This window comes from Pseudomonas sp. FW305-70 (assembly GCF_058783925.1).
The window spans coordinates 39,307-57,552 of record NZ_JBYSYZ010000002.1 but is presented as its reverse complement, the minus strand read 5'-3'; the positions used below and the strand labels follow the sequence as shown (position 1 = coordinate 57,552).

The window sequence follows — 18,246 nt, the reverse complement described above, 5'->3', positions numbered from 1 at the left end:
ATTAAGCTGTAGGAACAATCGTTGTTGAAGTGCGCGAGTATTTTTTATTATTCAACTCGCGGGAGCGGAGTATGAGCGTGGTAATGGATTTGTTAAGTGCTAACTCAATACGAGGTTTTTCCAGGCATAGATGCAGTTTTGAATGTTGTTTTAATTAAACATGGCGTTAACGACGTCGCATCAAACCGATGAAGAACAACCCGCCAATCGCCGCCGTGGCCACCCCGATGGGCAAGTCTTCGGGCGCGATCATCGTCCGGGCGGCGACGTCGACCCAGACCAGAAACACGCTGCCGAGCAACACGCACACTGGCAGCACTCTTCGGTGTTCAGCTCCGACCAGACGCCGCGCGATGTGCGGCACCATCAGCCCGACAAAACCGATCGAGCCGCTGATCGACACCAGCACCCCGGTCATCAGCGATGCAATCAGAAATACCCGCAGGCGCACGGTGCGCGCATCCAGGCCCAGGGTCACTGCCGTCTGCTCACCGGCCATCAGCGCATTCAACGGTCGCGCCATGCCCAGCAGCAACACCAGCCCGAACAACACACTGGCGGTCGGTACCGCCAGCAATTCCCAGCGCGCGAGCCCGAGTCCACCGAGCATCCAGAACATCACCGCCGAACTGGCTCGATGGTCGCCCAGGAACAGCAACAAATTGGCGATCGCCATCATCACGAACGACACCGCCACGCCGCACAACAACAGGCGATCACTGTCGAGGCGACCGTGGCGGCTGGCGATCATCAGCACCACCAGCATGCTCAGCAATGCACCGATGAAGGCGGCGATCGGCAAGGTCAGCAGGCCAACGATTTCTCCGACATGCAACACCACGATCACCGCGCCCAATGTCGCGCCGGACGTGACGCCGAGTAAATGCGGGTCAGCCAGGGGGTTGCGCGTCACCGCTTGCAGCACCGCGCCGATCAGTGCCAGCCCTGCGCCAACCAACGCACCGAGCAGCATGCGCGGGACGCGGATCAGCCAGACGATATGCTCCTGCCCGGGGCTCCAGTGTTGCACACCGAAACCGAACAGCTTGTGCAGCAGGATGCGCCACACCACGTCCAGCGGTACCCGCGCCGGGCCGAAACCCAGGGACACTACGCACGACACCAGCAACAGGGTACCGAGGACGATCAGCAACAGGGCGTAGCGACGGTTGATCATTCGCTGTGAAAGCCCTTGGCCAGGGTGGCGACCGCCAGCACGTTATCGATGCCCGGCGTGGCCTGTACGTACGGGATGACGATGAAGCGCCGGTGCTTGATCGCGTCCACTGATTGCAGGGCCTTGTTGGCCAGCAGGAACTGAATCTTCTGTTCGGCAGTGATTTCGCTGTAGTCGACGATCACGATCACCTGTGGATTGTGTTCGACCACGCTTTCCCAGTTGACCCGGGTCCAGCTTGCGTCGACATCATCGAGGATGTTGCGCCCGCCAGCGGCGTCGATCAGCGCTTGCGGCATGCCGAGGCGGCCTGAGGTCATGGCCCGGTCTTCGCCGCTGTCGTACAGGAAGACCCGCGGTCTTTGCGCGGGCAGGGTTTTGCGAATGTCCGCTACTTGCGCCTGCATGTGGGCGACCAGGGCGTTGGCGCGGTCCTGCACGTCGAAGATCCTGCCGAGGTTGCGCAGGTCGTTGTAGGTGTCTTCGAGGCTGGCTGGTGGGCGCTTCATCACGAAGGCGCAGGATTCGCTCAGCTCATACACATTGATGCCCAGCGGCTGCAGGGTTTGCGGAGTGAGATCGCCGCCGACCCGCATGCCGTAGTCCCAGCCGGCGAAGAGGAAATCGACGTTGGCATCGAGCAGGGTTTCCACCGACGGGTACTTGGCCGCCAGCTCCGGCAGACCGTCGAGCAGCGACTGCATGTCGGGTGTCACGGCCTTCCAGCCACTGACGCCGCTGTAGCCGGCCATCCGCGGCTTGAGGCCGAGGGCGAGCATCATCTGGGTCATGTTGATGTCGTGGCTGAGGGCATGTTGCGGTGCTTGCGTGAAGGTCACTTCGCGGTTGCAGCTTTTGACTGTCAGCGGGTAATGGGTGGCTTCGGCCAAGGCCTGGGCGCTGATCGACAGCATCACGAGGCAGAGGCCGGAGCGCAGCAGGGAACGCAAATTCATGGTTGGGTTATCCAGGTGATTCGTGGGTAGCCGTGCAGCGGATGGTCATCGATAAGCGCTTCGACGCCAAACACATTGCGCAGCAGGGCGGTGGTGAGCACCTCTTGCGGCGTGCCGCTGGCGACGATGCGGCCATGGTTGATCACGTACAGCCGATCACAAAAAGCCGCCGCCAGGTTGAGGTCGTGGATGCTCGCCAGGGTGCCTATGTTCAGGTGCTTGACCAACTTCAACAGCTCAAGCTGATAGCGTGGGTCGAGGTGGTTGGTCGGCTCGTCGAGGATCAGCAGTTGCGGTTGCTGGGCCAGGGCGCGGGCGAGGATTACCCGCTGTTTTTCACCGCCTGAGAGGGTGGCGAACTCATGGTCATCGAAGCCCTTGAGGCCGACGGACTCCAGCGCCTGATGAATGAGTGTCGAGTCCTCGAGCGTGTCGCCATCGAACAGGCCTTTGTGCGGCGTGCGGCCCATGGCGACCACTTCCTCGACGGTCAGGCCGAAGGCGTCGGGGAACTCCTGCAAGACCACGGCGATGCGTTGCGCACACCAGCGCGAGGATTGCTTCCAGACATTCTGGTGATCGAGCCTGACCTCACCGTGCTCCGGTTTACTGAAGCGCCAGGCACAACGCAACAGGCTGGTCTTGCCACTGCCGTTGGGGCCGATCAACCCGACGAACTCACCCGCGGCCACGTGCACGGAGGCATCACGCAGCTGGAACTGATGGTGGCAATGGCCGTGGCCCAGTGGGGACCAGGTGAGGTTGGTGAGGTGCAGCGAGGTCATGCCGTTACTCTTGAGGTGAAGCTGATGGCCTCTTCGCGAGCAAGCCCGCTCCCACAGGAGTTGCGTGAATCCTGTGGGAGCGGGCTTGCCCGCGAAGAGGCCCGAAAGGACACCCTTGATGCTAGAGGGTGACGTGCGGGGCAGTTTACAGCCCCTTGAGCCCCGCGCATCTCAGCTGTTTCATGATGAAGATGAGGCGTTCTCAGTCTGCCGGGTAAAACGCGACAGCAGCACACGATCCAGCACCCACACCACCACCAGCGAAGCGCCCACCAACGGGAAGGCCACCGCGAGGGCGAACATGATCACCATGGCGGTTTTCCATTTCGGCAGGTCGTGGCGCAGCGGTGGTACGCCGAGTTTTCCTTGCGGACGACGCTTCCACCAGATCACCACGCCGCTGACCGCGCTGAGCAGGATCATCAGGCAGATCAGCAAAACGATGATTTGATTGAGCGTGCCGAACATCTTGCCTTCGTGCAGCATCACCCCGATTTCCGTGGCGCGGGCGACGGCGCCGTAGTGCTCGAAACGCACATCGGCAAGAACCTTGCCGGTGTACTGGTCGATGTGCAACGTGGCGTCATTGCGCGGGTCGTCGGCGAACACCGAGATGGTGAACACGCCGGTTGCGGATTTCGGAAAAGTGATGCTGTAGCCCGGTTCGACCTTACTCTGCGTAGCGATGTTTTGTACGTCTTGCAGGCTGATAGTCGGCGCGGCGGGGCCGGCGTGCGCACCGTCGTGGGCCATGTGCTCGGCGTGGTCGCCGGACATTGGCATCGGCGTGTTTTCCATGGCCCAGGGCACGGTCTGGCGGGTGGCGCTGTTGAGGCTGCGCGCCTCGACGTCGGACTTCGGTACGTTGTCCCACATTGCCGCCGGAAAGACGTTCCACACGGCAGCGTATTGCTGGCCCCAGAAGCCGGTCCAGGTCATGCCGCTGAGCAGCATCACCAGCAGCAGGGAGGCGCCCCAGAATCCGGTGACGGCATGCAAGTCACGCCAAAGCACCCGCCCGCGACTGCTCAGGCGTGGCCACAGAATGCCGGCGGCCTGACCGCGCGGCCACCACAGGAATACCCCGGACACCACCAGCACCACACCCCAACCGGCGGCCAGTTCGATCAGCCGATCGCCGACGGTGCCGATCATCAGCTCGCCGTGAATCGCGCGCGCAATGGCTTGCAGGTTCTTCTTGGCATCTTGCTCGCCGAGGATGTCGCCGTGGTACGGATCGACAAAAACGTTCAGCTCGTTGCCGTCGTTGAGCACGACGAACTGGGCGCTACGTTCGGCATTGACCGGTGGCAGGTACTGTTTGATCGTGGCCTGGGGATACGCATCTTTTACCCGCTTGAGCAGGTCGTCGGCCGGGACAGTGTGATGACCGGCCGGCACGTTGAGCAGGCTGCTGTACATCAGCGAGTCGAGTTGCGGCTTGAACAGGTAAATGGTGCCGGTCAGGGCCAGCATCACCATGAATGGCGCAACGAACAATCCGGCATAGAAATGCCAGCGCCAGGCCAGGTTGTAGAAGTTCACTTTTGGCTGTTTCATCACGTGTGCTCCGCTTGGCTGGATTTTTTAGTTGTTTGTTTTACGGTTGCTGCGCAACCGATCGCGGGCAAGCCCGCTCCCACAGGTTCAACATTGTCCATGTGGGAGCGGGCTTGCCCGCGATGCTCTTAAAAGCTCATATCCACCTTGGTCCAGAGCGTGCGCCCCGGCTCCTTGATGGCTTGCGGGTCATTGGCGGGGTAGCCGAAACCGGCGTTCCCTGCCAGGTTCAAGTGCTCGGCGTAAGCCTTGCCGAACAGGTTGTCGACGCCGCTGCTGACCTTCCAGTTGCTGTTGATCCGATAGGCACCGTTGAGGGAGAACACGCCGAACCCCGGCGTCTTGCCGAAGTCCTTGCCGACCACGTTGCCCTTGTTCTGGTCGATACGGTTTTGTGCGGCGACCACTCTCCACAGTGCGCCGGCACTCCAGTTGTCTTCGCTGTAGGTCAGGCCGAAACGGGCATCCAGCGGCGGCATCTGCGGCAATGCAGAGCCATCGCTGCTGTTCTTGCCCCAGGCGTAGGCCAGGGTCGCGTCGGCTTTCCAGTGTTCAGTGAGGCTGTACGCGGCGCCCAGTTCGCCGCCCATGATTCGTGCGTCGATGTTCTCGGCTTGCGAGGTCGTGCCCATCATCGTCGGGGTGTAGTTGAACAGGATGTAATCGCGCACCTGCCCGACGTAACCCGAGGCCCAGGCTTGGAGTGTTTCGGTCTTGTATTGCAGGCCGAAATCGAGCTGGGTGGTTTTTTCCGGCTTGATCGAATCGAAGGCATTCACCGAACCGGCGGGGCCGGACTTGGGTGAAAACAGCTCCCAGTAATCCGGGAACCGCTGGGTGTGACCGAGGCCCGCGTACAAGGTGGTCGGGCTGTCGGCCAGGTCATGCTCGTAGCGGATGAAGCCGCTTGGCAGGGTGTCGGCGCGGGTGTCGTCGGCGGTCGGATTCGGGCGGGTCATCATTCCCGAGCCGATGGTCTGCCGATAGTCCTTGGCCGAGGCGCGGTCCAGGCGTGCGCCGCTGATCAAGCGGTCACGGTCGGTGGCGTACCAGGTCAGTTCGCCGAACGCACCGTAGTTATGGAAGTCGGCATCCTTGGTGTAGGGCAGGTCCTTGTAGGTGTCGATGCCCATGGCGCTGCGCTGGCGATGTTCGTTGGTCTGTGCGTCGATGCCGCTGATCAGCTGCACATCAGCCCAACGCCAGGTGGCCTTGATCCGTGCGCCGAGGGTGCGGCGGTCGACGTTGGAGGCCATGGGGCCGGCCATCATGCCGGTGCCGGACGGCGTGCGCAGGGTGTAGTTGTCCATCACGTGGTCGGCGTAGTTGTAATAGACCTGCGCCTCGACTGTATCCAGCACATCGCCGATGCTGGATTTCTCGAAGCGCAGGCCGAGGCTTTCGCGCAGGAACTGCGAACCGTCCATGCTGCGCCCGGCGTAGCGCGCTTCACCGTCACCCTTGCCGGCGGTCAGCTCCAGCAGGGTATCGGCATCCGGGGTCAAACCGAGTGCGACGTCGCCGTTCCATTTGTCGTAACGCGATGGGACGGTGTCGTTGTTGCCGTCCTGGTAGTCGTCTGCATGTGCGGTGTTGCCGATTACCCGCACGTAGCCCAGTGGCCCGCCGGCAGCGGCGTCCACCAGTTTGTCGAAGCGCCCGTTGGAGCCGGCCAGTACGCTGGCATTCACCCTCGTGCCGAGTTCGCCGAAGCTTTCCGGCTCGCGCTCGAACAGGATGGTGCCGGCCGAAGCGCCCGGCCCCCAAAGCACGGTTTGCGGGCCTTTGATCACGGTCAGCTTGTCGTAGGTTTCCGGCGAAATGTAGGAGGTCGGCGCGTCCATCCGCCCAGGACAGGCGCCAAGCATCATGCCGCCGTTGGTGAGGATGTTCAGGCGCGAGCCGAACATGCCGCGCAGCACCGGGTCGCCGTTGGTGCCGCCGTTGCGCACCTGGGCGAAGCCCGGAATGGTTTTCAGATAATCCGAGCCGTCGCTGGCCGGCACCGGTTGGCGCGGGTCCTTGGGGTTGGTGACGATGGTCAATGGCGAGCTGGGGGCAACGGCGGTAATCACCGTCGGACTCAGTTCTTCAGTGTGACCGGCGTGTTCATCGGCCAGCGCGGAAGGCGCCAGCAATGCACTGCACAAAATTGCAGTGGCGTGCCTGAAACGAATGCCGGATTCGTTTTGGGCCATGGAGACTTGAGCTGGGCTCAAGCCTGTGTCAGCAGAAAACCTGGACATGAAATTTCCATCGAACAGTCGTAAACGACACGGCCGGCAGCCTGAAGCTTTCCCTGTGGGAGCGGGCTTGCTCGCGAAAGCAGTGTGCCAGGCGACATCAACGTTGACTGACACTCCCTCTTCGCGGGCAAGCCCGCTCCCACCGGTTGCTTGGGTTGTCTTGCGGACCGTGTGAGATCGGAGGTGGGTGTTTACGCGACGGAAGGCGGGGCGCGGGTGCGGGCGCCGGGGAAGACGGTTAGCCGGGCATGGCCCAGGCGCGGAGAGGGTGTGGTGAAGGTGTTGACGGGTGCAATGACGAAGTTGGCGAAGGACACGCCGCCGGTCAGCGCCGGGCAATTGAACAGCAGGCTGCAATAGCCGCACTTTTCCCACAGCACATGGTGCCCCGGGGCAGGCGGGCAATGCTCGGCAGAGGTTTGCTTGCCGTGGTCGGCATGCTCCATCGCCGACATGTCCATGCTCATACCTGCAGGCATGCTCATCGACATGGCGCGCGAATCCATCGGCATCGACTGGGAAATCAGCGGACCGATAAAGATCATCAGCATGGCGAACAGGCTGATCCAGCTGCCGCGTGTCAGGCTCAATGCCTGACTGCGTGGCCTGGATGACCTGGCGCTAAGCGGGCGCATGGGCGTTTTCAGTTCAGGCGATTATGGATTGTGCATGTGCGCTTGCATGCCGTCCGGCGCCTGCTTCTGCACCGCGACTTCGACCGTCACGTCACCGGCTTTCTCGAAGTGCAGCGTCATGGGGAAGCGCTTGCCGTCAACCAGCAGGCTGCGGTCCTTGAGACCCAGCAACATCACGTGATAGGCCATCGGTGCGAAAGTGACCTCGCCACCGGCGGGCACTTCCACGCTTGGTACGTGCTGCATTTTCATCATGTCGCCTTGCATCACGTGCTCATGCAATTGCGCTTCGCCGGCAATGGGGGTATCGACGCTGAGCAGGCGGTCGGCGGTCATGCCTTCGTTGTCGATCACGAAATACGCCGCAACGGTGGGCGCATTGGGTGGCAACTCCTGAGACCACGGATGGGCGATTTCCAGCGTGCCGACCTTGTATTCGTGGGCATTGGCAAAGCAGGCAGGCAGCAACAACGCGGCCAGAACGATGAGTTTGTTCAACATGGCAGTTCTCCGGAACGATTTAAACGCAGGTCAATTGCGAGAAAAAATCACACCAGAGGGGACGCGCGGGGGTTGAGACTCGGCCATTGCTGGCGCGGTGACGGGCTGTCGAGCGAGGTGGCAGGCAAGCTTCGGTTGGATTCGAAGTGCGCGAAATACAGCTGTGGCGAATGTCCCGGCAACGCCACCAATGGCGCAGAACCCGAGCAGCACCAGCAATGCTGCATATTGGAATGATCGTCGTTCTGCGGGGCTTTCTGTTCAAGGTCGCCGATGGAAATCGCCACCATCCTGGTGCCGCTGGCGCTGCAGAAGCTGCCCCACAACAACTGTTCGGCAGGTGACTTCGACGTTTGCGCCATCGCTCCGGACATCGGCATGGCGAGCAAATTGAACAGCACTGCGAAGCAGGCTATCCAGGCAATTGCGAGCCGTTGTCGGGACATGGGACAAAATCCGTTTGGGTGGGCGATCAGGCGCGGGCTATTTAGCCTGATCAGGGCCGATAAGTAAAAACGCGGTGTGCGGTTTGGTGTCGCAGTGCGTTGCACCGCGGTCATTGATTTCATGATAGCCGCGAATTCCAGAATGCTAGCACCGCTTAAACATTGTTCAGAATCTCAGAGATTCAGTCGTTCCTTAAAGGTTTGTACGTAAAGTCGGAGTGACGGGTAGGTTCCAATCTTTGCGTCACCACTGATGGCGCCTTCACGGGCAAGCCCGCTCCCACAGGTTTCTTTGTCTGGCCATGGATTTGTGCTCAGTGAGGTCCACTGTGGGAGCGGGCTTGCCCGCGAAGGCGTCCTGACGTGTTCGCAAAAATCAGATCAATTGCTGCTCTGCCATTACCTGCAGTATCACGGCCACCGCCGCAAACTCTCGCTCAACCCCAGGCAACACCGGCCGCTTCAAAACAATCACCGGCACCCCACGCTCACGCGCCACTTCCAGCTTCGGCTCGGTCGCCGTGCTGCCACTGTTCTTGCTGATCAATACGTCGATCTGCCGACGTTCGAACAACGCGCGCTCATCGTCGATCAGGAACGGTCCCCGTGCGCCGATCACTTCGCAGCGCTCGTTGCCCGGATAGATATCCAGCGCGCGCAGGGTCCAGAATTGCTCCGCAGGAATTTCATCCAGGTGTTGCAGGGGCTCGCGGCCGAGGGTGAACAGCGGTCGGCGGAAGGGTTTCAGGGCCTCGATCAGTTCGGCCCAATCGCTGACTTCCCGCCAGTCATCACCCGCCCGGGCTTGCCAGGCCGGACGCCGTAGCGCCCAGCAGGGAATACCGCTCAAGCGCGCGGCGGTCGCAGCGTTCTGGCTGATTTGGGCGGCGTAGGGGTGAGTGGCGTCGACCAGCAGTCCGATACCCTCATTGCGAATAAATTGCGCCAGACCCTCGGCACCGCCGTAACCGCCAACGCGGATCTGACATTGCAGGTCCGTGGGCACCCGACCGATACCGGCCAGGCTATAGATGTGCTGCGGCCCCAGCGTGCGGGCAATGGCCAAGGCTTCGGTCACACCGCCGAGCAACAGGATGCGCTTCATTGAAAAGCGCCTGCATGGCCGACAATCCCGCCCTGGCGATCGATGGCAAAGACTTCCACCTGAACCTGCGCCGGCACCACGCTGCGGGCAAAGTCCAGGGCGTGCTGACAGACTGCATCACCCAGGGCGACCCCGGCTGCGGCGGCCATGGCCAGTGCCTGCTGGCTGGTGTTGGCCTCGCGGATGCTTTGCTGCAATGCCGTATCGGCACCGACCTGTGCGGCCCATTGCGCCAGTTGCGGCAGGTCGATGCTCGAATGACGACTGTGCAAATCCATATGCCCGGCCGCCAGTTTGCTGATCTTGCCGAAACCACCGCACAGGCTGAGCTTGTCCACGGGCACTTTGCGCAGGTGCTTGAGTACGGCACCGACGAAGTCGCCCATTTCGATCAGGGCAATTTCCGGCAGGTTGTAGACCTGGCGCATGGTGTCTTCGCTGGCGTTGCCGGTACAGGCGGCGATGTGCAGGTAACCGTTGGTTTTCGCCACGTCGATGCCCTGATGGATCGAGGCGATGTAGGCCGCGCATGAAAACGGCCGGACGATGCCGCTGGTGCCGAGTATCGACAGTCCGCCAAGAATGCCCAGGCGCGGGTTCATGGTTTTCAATGCCAGTGCCTCGCCATTCTCGACATTGACCGTCACGTCGAAACCGCCGGCATAACCGAGCTCGTCGGCCAGCCGGGCCAGGTGATCGCCGATCATTTTGCGTGGCACCGGGTTGATCGCCGGTTCGCCGACCCCCAGCACCAGCCCGGGCCGGGTCACGGTGCCAACGCCGCGGCCGGCATGGAAGCGAATCCCCGGCTCGGCGCTCAGGCGCACCTGGGAGTACAGCAGGGCGCCATGGGTCACGTCGGGATCGTCGCCGGCGTCCTTGAGGGTTCCCGCTTCGGCGCCGTCCTCGGTGAGGCGGCAGAACTCCAGGCGCATCTGCACGTGCTTGCCTTTGGGCAGCACGATGTCCACCGCGTCGGCTGTTACACCGGCCAACAGCAAGCGTGCGGCAGCGAGGCTGGTAGCGGTGGCGCAACTGCCGGTGGTCAGGCCACTGCGCAGCGGGGCGGGTTGTTCGGCGGTTTCGTCACGCATCGAAAGGCTTCGTCACGTCCAGCAAGGTAATCGGCAGGGCCTGGCGCCAGGTGTCAAAGTCGCCCAGCGGTTGTGCTTGCGCGATATGAATTCGCGTCAGCTCTCCGCCGTGTTGCTCGCGCCAGGCCATCAGGGTCATTTCACTTTGCAGGGTGACTGCGTTGGCAATCAGCCGGCCACCGGGTTTGAGTTCGGCCCAGCACGTATCCAGCACGCCTTCACGGGTGACACCGCCGCCGATGAAAATCGCGTCCGGTCGCTCCAGGCCGGCCAGGGCCTGCGGCGCATTGCCGCGAACCAGTTGCAGGCCGGGAACGCCGAGGGCATCGCGGTTGTGCTCGATCAACGCCTGGCGGCCGTCATCCGCCTCGATGGCCAATGCGCGACAACCGGGGTGGGTGCGCATCCATTCGATGCCGATCGAGCCACTGCCGGCACCGACATCCCACAACAGTTCGCCGGGGATCGGGGCCAGACGTGCGAGGGTGATGGCGCGCACATCGCGTTTGGTCAATTGACCGTCGTGCCTGAAGGCGGAGTCCGGCAGTCCGGCCAGTCGGGACAGGCGAGGTGTATTCGGTTCAGCGACACATTCGATGGCGACCAGGTTCAGGTCGGCGATCAGCGGGGCGTTCCAGTCGCTGGCAATGCTGTCGATACGCCGCTCGGCTTCGCCGCCCAGGTGTTCCAGCACGGTGAGACGGCTGGGGCCGAAGCCTCGTTCGCGCAACAGTGCAGCGATGGCCGCGGGGCTGCGGCCGTCGTTGCTCAATACCAGCAAGCGCACGCCGCTGGACAGGTGGGCGTTGAGTGCGGCGAGCGGCCGGGCCACCACCGAAAGGGTGACCACGTCCTGCAAGGGCCAACCCATTCGCGCTGCTGCCAGTGAGCATGAGGAGGGCGCGGGAAGCGTCAGCACTTCGCTGGCAGGGAGTTGTCGGGCAAGGCTGGCGCCGACGCCATAGAACATTGGATCACCGCTGGCCAGGACGCAGACGGGCTCGCCACGTCGGGCCAGGACCGGTTCAAGGGAAAAGGGACTTGGCCACACTTGCCGTTCGCCACGGATGCAGGCTGGCAGCAGATCCAGTTGTCGTTGACCGCCAATGATCCGCGAAGCCTTCAGCAGAGCATGTCGGGCATTTTTTCCAAGCCCCTTGAAGCCTTCCTCTCCGATGCCTACTACTGTCAGCCAGGGGGTCATGCTGTTCCTCATCTATCAATCGAAGCCAAATCACGGAGCCGGTCCGTGCCGGGCTGGCGGTTGCGCATCATACCGCGGCGCGGCATTCGCCTGTTGTCATCGGGTGAAGGCGTGCTTTTGACCGTGATGACACCATTCAAGTGTCAGGATATTCAATCTTATGATGGCTTGCGCAGTTCGAATCTCTTCATGGTGATCTCGCGAAGCTTTTTTTCAATCAGCGGTTTTTTATTTTCGAGTTTGTATCTGTCCAGTTTAAGGCTGGCCCGTCGCTGGGTGATTTGTGCATCCTGATCTTCCCAGTTCCAGAACAAAAAACCACTTTTTCTTGTGGTTACTACCAATTCAAGATTAAAGACGGCTATTTCAAGGAACCCCCTTGAATCGTAGCGTGCAGGTATTACCTGAAAACCTTCTCCCATAAGACTCTCTTTATCCAGTGAAAACAGCGCCGATTTGTCGGGCTTCAGCGCGTCGAGCGTGTCTATCATGGCATTGCCTTGTCGGGAGTCCCGCATGCCTTCAGCGCTTTGCACCAGAAAGTGCGCAACGCTTTGTGAAATGACGCTACGGGTGCGGGTGAAAATCGCGTCTTCAAAGACAGACCAACCCAGGAAATCCAGCGTATTTACATACTCATGCAGCCACGTTGACGAATCAGTGAAGCGACTACAAAGCATGTCAGCGGATTTTGTGGCTATTTGTGTGCAATCGGTAAGGTCGTTGTGATCTTGCAGTGAAAGTTCGTCTATGCATGAAGTAAGGCTGTGTCCGGTTAATGCTCCAGACAGGCTGTTTTTGCTCATGGGTTGCTCCTGATAGTTAGCTGTTTGCTATTGCTGTTTGCGAATTAAAAGTACAGGAGTCGATAGAGGGTTGAAATAAGAGCGGGTTGTGAAGTTGATTTTTGTTGTGAGTGTTTTTTGCGGCGTTTATGCCTGACATGAGCCAGTACGACTCGTGCGCCAGAACAAACACTCTGACGCCGGAGCCAGGCGCTTTTCGTCGTCCATCTGCCTGGACTTTTCATCCCGCCTGACAAAGCAGGCATAATGCTGCCCTTCGCCTCGTACCGGTCATCCAGTGAATCCTCGTCAGAAATCCAACCCTTTACGCCCTTCGGCCTGTCCCGGGTTGCTGCGTATCGTCCAGGCGTTGGACGGCGGCATTTGCCGAATCAAACTCAGCAGTGGTTCCATCCGCGCACAGCAGGCCTTCGCGGTGGCCGATGCAGCCGAGCGATATGCCGGTGGTGTGATCGAGGCGACCAACCGCGGCAACTTGCAGATTCGTGGCATCGGCAACGAACAGGCCGCCTTGATCGACTGCCTGCTTGCCGCAGGATTGGGCCCGAGCCATGCGGCGGGTGATGATGTTCGCAATCTGATGCTCAGCCCTGCCGCCGGGTTCGATCGGCAGATGCTGTTCGATACCCGTGCGCTGGCCGATCGGATTTTGGCCACGGTGCAACAGCAAGAACGCTTTCACGATCTCAGTGCCAAGTTCGCTGTGCAACTCGATGGCGGCGAGGCTCTGGCGATGCTTGAGCATCCCCACGACCTGTGGCTCGCGGCCTTCGAGCGAAACGGTGAGCAACGGCTGGCGTTTGGGTTGGCTGGATGCCCGACGGACCAACCGGCCGGTTCGGTCGCGCTCGACGATGGCCATGCCCTGGTAGTCGCGGTGCTTGAGTTGTTCCTTGAACGGGCGCGCCCCGAGCAGACGCGGATGCGTCATTTGCTGACCGAGTACTCCATCGAGCACGTTCTGCTTCGGCTGGCTGAGTGTGTATCGATGCAAGCGGTTGTCGATTGGCAGCGGGTTTCGGCTGGCAGCGATTTGCACATCGGCGCCCATCCCCAGGCCGACTCCGGCGTTGTCTATGTGGGGGCTGTCCCGCCACTGGGACGGCTCGATCCGACGATGCTGCGGGGCGTGGCGCAAGTGGCCTGCGAGCTCGGTGATTCGAGTCTGCGCTTCACACCCTGGCAAAGTCTGCTGGTGCCCAATGTTCGCGCGGAAAATGCCACTGAGGTCATTCGGCGACTGCAGTGTCTGGGTCTGCAGTGCGAAGCCGATCAGCCATTGTCCCGGCTGATCGCCTGCACCGGCTCAAACGGTTGCGCCAAAGGCCTGGCCGAGACCAAGGGCGATGCCCTGCAATTGGCCGCGCTGCTGCGCCGCCACGGACCGGCGCTGAACATACACCTGAGCGGTTGCCCGCGTTCCTGCGCCGCCGCGCATATCGCGCCCGTCACGTTGCTGGCCGTCGCCCCCGGTCACTACGATCTATATTTTCGCGACGCAGCGCAGCCGGGTGTCGGCGCGCTGCACGCACACAACCTTACTATTGAAGCGGTCGCGGCCTTGCTCGACGCTCGCTCACGGAGCCCCCTTGATGCTTGATTACATCCGCGACGGTCAGGAGATCTATCGCAACTCCTTCGCGATCATTCGCGCCGAGGCCAACCTCGACCGAATTCCTGCCGATCTGGAGAAACTCGCGGTCCGTGTGATTCACGCCTGCGGCATGGTCGAGGCCATCGACGGTTTGCAGTTTTCCGAAGGGGCGGGCAAGGCCGGGCGTGATGCGCTGGCGGCCGGCGCGCCGATTTTGTGCGATGCGCGAATGGTCTCCGAAGGCGTGACCCGCGCGCGGTTGCCAGCGAACAATCCGGTGATCTGCACCTTGCGCGACGAAAGCGTTCCGGAACTGGCCCGTGAGTTGGGCAACACCCGCTCAGCCGCTGCGCTGGAACTGTGGCGTCCCCATCTGGAAGGTAGCGTGGTGGTCATCGGCAACGCCCCGACGGCATTGTTTTATTTGCTGGAAATGCTCGACGCCGGTGCGCCGAAACCGGCGCTGATCCTCGGGTTCCCTGTAGGTTTCGTCGGCGCCGCCGAATCCAAGGCAGCGCTGGCGGCTGACAGCCGTGGCGTGCCGTTTGTCATCATGCAGGGTCGCCTGGGCGGTAGCGCCATGGCTGCCGCCGCCGTCAATGCCCTCGCCACGGAGATCGAATGATGCAGCAACCTGGACGTTTGATCGGCCTTGGCGTCGGTCCCGGTGATCCGGAACTGATTACCGTCAAGGCGTTGCGACTGCTGCGCGAGTCGCCTGTAGTAGCGTACTTCGTCGCCAAGGGCAAGAAGGGCAACGCCTTCGGTATCATCGAAGCCCACCTGCAGGACGCACAGAATTTGTTGCCACTGGTGTACCCGGTGACCACTGAAGCCTTGCCAGCGCCGTTGTCCTACGAGCAAGTGATCAGCGACTTCTATGATGACGCTGCCGCAGAGCTGGCCGCGCATCTCGACGCAGGTCGCGATGTGGCAGTGATCTGCGAGGGCGATCCGTTCTTCTACGGCTCCTACATGTACCTGCACGACCGGCTCGCCCAGCGTTATCAGGCTGAAGTCGTGCCTGGGGTGTGTTCGATGCTCGGCGGTGCTTCGGTGCTCGGTGCGCCGCTGGTGTATCGCAATCAGAGTCTGTCGGTGTTGTCCGGTGTGCTGCCGCACGACGAACTCAAGCGTCGCCTGGCCGATGCCGATGCGGCGGTGATCATGAAACTGGGACGCAATTTTCCCAAGGTCCGCCAGGTGCTGGAGGAACTCGGCCTGGCCGAGCGAGCGCTGTACGTCGAACGCGCAACCATGGCCAACCAGAAGATCGTGCCGCTGGATCAGGTCGAGCCGATGTCTTCGCCGTACTTCTCGTTGATCATCGTTCCCGGTGAAAGGTGGCAAGGCTGATGACCCGTCCAGTTCCGGCGATTGTCATTCTCGGCAATGGCAGCCTCGCGACCGCACAGAAAATTCAGCAGTTTTATCCGGGGGCGTTGATCCACGGCCTGACCGGGCGGGTTGAGGGCGCTGATCGCGTCTACCGAGAATTCGGTGCGACCCTGCGTGAGCTTTATCAACAGGACACACCGATCATAGCCTTGTGCGCAGCCGGGATCGTGATCCGAACGCTGGCGCCGTTGCTGCTGGAAAAAGGCGCCGAGCCGCCAGTGCTGGCCGTGGCCGAAGACGGCAGCGCGGTGGTGCCTCTGCTTGGTGGTCTTGGCGGCGTGAATGTGATGGCGCGCGAGATTGCCGCCGCACTGGAAGTCTCGGCGGCGATCACCACCAGCGGTGAACTGCGTTTCGGCACCTGCCTGCTCAATCCGCCCAGTGGGTATGTCTTGGGCGATCTGGAATTGGGCAAGCGTTTCGTGTCCGATTTGCTGGCGGGTGAAACGGTGCGCATCGAAGGTTCTGCACCGTGGTTGGCGCAAGCGCAATTGCCTGAGAATGAACACGCGCGACTGACCGTTCACGTCGGTCATGCCGAGCGAGCGCCTGTGGCCCACGAATTGCGGATCTATCCACGCAACGTGCTGGTTGCCGTGGCGGGCGAAGTGGCCAATGCATCGGCCGCCATTCGCCAGGCTTTGCGTCAGGCCGGAATCGCAGTGCAATCGGTGGCTTGCCTGTTGGCCGCCGACAGTGAAATGGCCGGCTCCACGTTGCGCGAAGCGGCGCTCGAGCTGGGTGTGCCGTTGCGTTTTGTCAGCGCTGCAGGTGCGGCGAGTGAGCTGGTGCATCATGCCATCAGGCCTGTATCCATCGTCGGCGATGACGTGGTTGCCATTGCAGTCGCCGAGCAGCCGTTGGAGCCATCGCAGATCGGCCGACCGCGCGGACGGCTGGCGGTGATTGGCCTCGGGCCAGGCGCTGCCGACTTGATGGTGCCGGCGGTGAAGGCAGAACTGGCTCGCGCCAACGATGTGCTCGGCTACGAAACTTACGTACGCATGGCCGGGCCATTCCGGGCTGACCAGGTGTTGCACTGCACGGATAACCGCGAAGAAATGCAGCGTGCCCGTCACGCCTTCGAACTGGCGGCTCAAGGGCGTTCGGTGGTGGTGGTGTCGTCCGGTGATCCGGGGGTCTTTGCCATGGCCGCGGCTGTGCTGGAGGCGCTTCACGAGTCCAGCGATGCTGCCTGGCACAACGTCGATCTCGAAATCCTGCCAGGTGTCTCAGCCTCGCTGGCGACGGCCGCCCAGGCCGGTGCGCCGTTGGGTCATGACTTCTGTGTGCTGTCGCTGTCAGACAATCTCAAGCCCTGGTCGATCATTGAAAAACGTCTGGACCTGGCCGCGCAAGCTGATCTTGCGCTGGCTTTCTACAATCCGATCTCTCGTTCACGCCCATGGCAATTGGGCCGGGCGCTGGAGATTGTCAGCCAGCACCGTGAGCCGGGAACTCCCGTCGTATTGGGGCGGGATATTGGCCGTCCGGGTCAGACGTTACGGGTGACCACGCTGGGTCAACTGGGTGTCGATCAGGTGGACATGCGGACAATGGTGCTCATCGGGTCTTCGACAACTCGTGTGTTCCCTCGCCTGGACGGTAGTACCTGGGTGTACACGCCACGCAGTTATGGCGACAAGCTTACCCCCATTCAATAGTTACTATTCCGGACTGCTGAATAACGCCAGGCCATTATTAATTAATAATGGCCTGGTTGGTGGTGTCTGTTTGTTGTTGAATACGTGTCTCGCTAGTTTGTAATGATTGATATACATATGTTGTATTTAGTTGTGGTTGATGGTTGGAGTGAACTGCGTTAGTTTTAAGGCGCTTCTGGATGGAGCGCTTGTTAATAAATAAAGGAGTATTACTTGTGGATGATTTTGAAAGCTCTGTAAGCTTTTCGAAAAGTGCTGATTTTGTAAGGGCATGCATTAAGATGCGTAAAAGTGCCATGGCCAAGCGGCCGCGCACAATGTCGTTGATGTCGTCGGTCGCTTCGAGTCCTACCAAGGAATTGGACGCGCTGGTGTTGGGCAATAGTCTGATTGGCTACGGTGACAAGATCAGCATCGAGAACATGGCGATCATTGAAAACCTGATAACCATGTCGAAGATGGAAGCCAATTACGAAGTGCCCGGGAATAAGGATCCCAAGGCTTGGTATCACGCCTTTACCAAGTGTCTGGAAGAGTTGGGGTGTTTCGTTCCAGATAAAGGTTACTCAAAGTACAGTGCCACTTCGCTGAAGATCACGATGGATAATGTCATGGTCGATATTATCCAGGCTGCCATCGAGGCTGCAAAGGCCGCAATTCCTGGCGCAACTGTGCTCAGTGCAATCACCAACTCCACGCTGGATGCATTGAAGAAAGAGCCAGATGCACTAAATCTGTTCAACCTTGAAGCGAAGAATACGGAAGGCGTACGCCTGACCACTATCCCCTGCGAGCAAATGGCCAACGGAATTATCCTGATCGCGGTAGGCGCGGTTGATCATCAGGGTGGTAGTGATGATGGCGGTGCGCTGTTTGTCGACTGGAGGACTTCTTCCCTGGAAATCTTTCACGGAAAGTCGTTTGTAACGTTCAACCCTGCCCGTTATGCGGAAATCAAGTCGGACATCGAAGAGTACCTTGGCGAGCACCGAAAAGATGTGTTGGTCAGGCGGTTCAGCCGGCGCAAGTGAAGGAACGAGGCCAGAGGTTTTCGGCCTTTGGCCTTCCTGAATCA

General features: G+C 60.8%; 17 protein-coding genes. 5 read left to right on the top strand and 12 right to left on the bottom strand.

The window, feature by feature from the left end:
• Positions 1 to 166: 166 nt before the first annotated feature.
• The 12 genes from AC3WN7_RS01800 to AC3WN7_RS01745 all read right to left on the bottom strand — a co-directional run bounded on the left by AC3WN7_RS01800 (position 167) and on the right by AC3WN7_RS01745 (position 12,515).
• Positions 167 to 1,177, bottom strand: a complete 1,011-nt coding sequence (locus AC3WN7_RS01800) for a FecCD family ABC transporter permease (protein ID WP_102673130.1) — start codon at positions 1,175 to 1,177, stop codon at positions 167 to 169.
• Complete coding sequence (locus AC3WN7_RS01795) at positions 1,174 to 2,133, bottom strand: ABC transporter substrate-binding protein (RefSeq protein ID WP_095964748.1); 960 nt, start codon at positions 2,131 to 2,133, stop codon at positions 1,174 to 1,176. Before AC3WN7_RS01795 ends, AC3WN7_RS01800 begins: the two co-directional genes overlap by 4 nt.
• On the bottom strand, positions 2,130 to 2,918 hold the full coding sequence (locus AC3WN7_RS01790) for an ABC transporter ATP-binding protein (RefSeq protein ID WP_095964749.1): 789 nt from the start codon (positions 2,916 to 2,918) through the stop codon (positions 2,130 to 2,132). Before AC3WN7_RS01790 ends, AC3WN7_RS01795 begins: the two co-directional genes overlap by 4 nt.
• 180 nt (positions 2,919 to 3,098) lie before the next feature.
• Complete coding sequence (locus AC3WN7_RS01785; RefSeq protein WP_095964750.1) at positions 3,099 to 4,478, bottom strand: PepSY-associated TM helix domain-containing protein; 1,380 nt, start codon at positions 4,476 to 4,478, stop codon at positions 3,099 to 3,101.
• Between the two features lie 128 nt (positions 4,479 to 4,606).
• Positions 4,607 to 6,676, bottom strand: coding sequence for a TonB-dependent copper receptor (locus AC3WN7_RS01780; RefSeq protein ID WP_371918065.1), 2,070 nt, complete (start codon positions 6,674 to 6,676; stop codon positions 4,607 to 4,609).
• A gap of 239 nt (positions 6,677 to 6,915) precedes the next feature.
• Entirely contained in the window at positions 6,916 to 7,359 is a 444-nt protein-coding gene (locus AC3WN7_RS01775) for a DUF2946 domain-containing protein (RefSeq protein WP_095964752.1), read from the bottom strand.
• A 21-nt stretch (positions 7,360 to 7,380) separates the two neighbouring features.
• Complete coding sequence (locus tag AC3WN7_RS01770; RefSeq protein WP_095964753.1) at positions 7,381 to 7,860, bottom strand: copper chaperone PCu(A)C; 480 nt, start codon at positions 7,858 to 7,860, stop codon at positions 7,381 to 7,383.
• 47 nt (positions 7,861 to 7,907) lie between these two features.
• Positions 7,908 to 8,306, bottom strand: a complete 399-nt coding sequence (locus tag AC3WN7_RS01765) for a DUF2946 domain-containing protein (RefSeq protein ID WP_015093286.1) — start codon at positions 8,304 to 8,306, stop codon at positions 7,908 to 7,910.
• A gap of 376 nt (positions 8,307 to 8,682) precedes the next feature.
• The gene (locus tag AC3WN7_RS01760) at positions 8,683 to 9,411 is read right to left on the bottom strand and encodes a cobalt-precorrin-6A reductase (RefSeq protein WP_095964754.1); all 729 of its coding nucleotides are present in this window, start codon (positions 9,409 to 9,411) and stop codon (positions 8,683 to 8,685) included.
• A complete protein-coding gene (locus AC3WN7_RS01755) occupies positions 9,408 to 10,505 on the bottom strand; it encodes a cobalt-precorrin-5B (C(1))-methyltransferase (protein ID WP_095964755.1) in 1,098 nt (365 codons plus the stop codon). The genes AC3WN7_RS01760 and AC3WN7_RS01755 overlap by 4 nt, the downstream gene beginning before the upstream one ends.
• The gene (cbiE, locus tag AC3WN7_RS01750; RefSeq protein ID WP_095964756.1) at positions 10,498 to 11,709 is read right to left on the bottom strand and encodes a precorrin-6y C5,15-methyltransferase (decarboxylating) subunit CbiE; all 1,212 of its coding nucleotides are present in this window, start codon (positions 11,707 to 11,709) and stop codon (positions 10,498 to 10,500) included. Before cbiE ends, AC3WN7_RS01755 begins: the two co-directional genes overlap by 8 nt.
• Positions 11,710 to 11,867: 158 nt before the next feature.
• The gene (locus AC3WN7_RS01745; protein ID WP_095964757.1) at positions 11,868 to 12,515 is read right to left on the bottom strand and encodes a hypothetical protein; all 648 of its coding nucleotides are present in this window, start codon (positions 12,513 to 12,515) and stop codon (positions 11,868 to 11,870) included.
• Positions 12,516 to 12,792: 277 nt separating this feature from the next.
• Here AC3WN7_RS01745 and cobG point away from each other — a divergent pair, with 277 nt between their 5' ends.
• From cobG to AC3WN7_RS01720, 5 genes are all read left to right on the top strand, one after another.
• Positions 12,793 to 14,115, top strand: a complete 1,323-nt coding sequence (gene cobG, locus AC3WN7_RS01740; RefSeq protein ID WP_102673129.1) for a precorrin-3B synthase — start codon at positions 12,793 to 12,795, stop codon at positions 14,113 to 14,115.
• Positions 14,108 to 14,734, top strand: a complete 627-nt coding sequence (locus AC3WN7_RS01735) for a precorrin-8X methylmutase (RefSeq protein ID WP_007979603.1) — start codon at positions 14,108 to 14,110, stop codon at positions 14,732 to 14,734. Before cobG ends, AC3WN7_RS01735 begins: the two co-directional genes overlap by 8 nt.
• Positions 14,734 to 15,465, top strand: a complete 732-nt coding sequence (locus tag AC3WN7_RS01730) for a precorrin-2 C(20)-methyltransferase (protein ID WP_095964814.1) — start codon at positions 14,734 to 14,736, stop codon at positions 15,463 to 15,465. Before AC3WN7_RS01735 ends, AC3WN7_RS01730 begins: the two co-directional genes overlap by 1 nt.
• Positions 15,465 to 17,171: a precorrin-3B C(17)-methyltransferase gene (cobJ, locus tag AC3WN7_RS01725; protein ID WP_102673128.1), complete on the top strand. Its 1,707-nt coding sequence runs from the start codon at positions 15,465 to 15,467 to the stop codon at positions 17,169 to 17,171. The genes AC3WN7_RS01730 and cobJ overlap by 1 nt, the downstream gene beginning before the upstream one ends.
• A gap of 215 nt (positions 17,172 to 17,386) precedes the next feature.
• Positions 17,387 to 18,202: a hypothetical protein gene (locus AC3WN7_RS01720; protein ID WP_256585597.1), complete on the top strand. Its 816-nt coding sequence runs from the start codon at positions 17,387 to 17,389 to the stop codon at positions 18,200 to 18,202.
• Positions 18,203 to 18,246 lie beyond the last annotated feature (44 nt).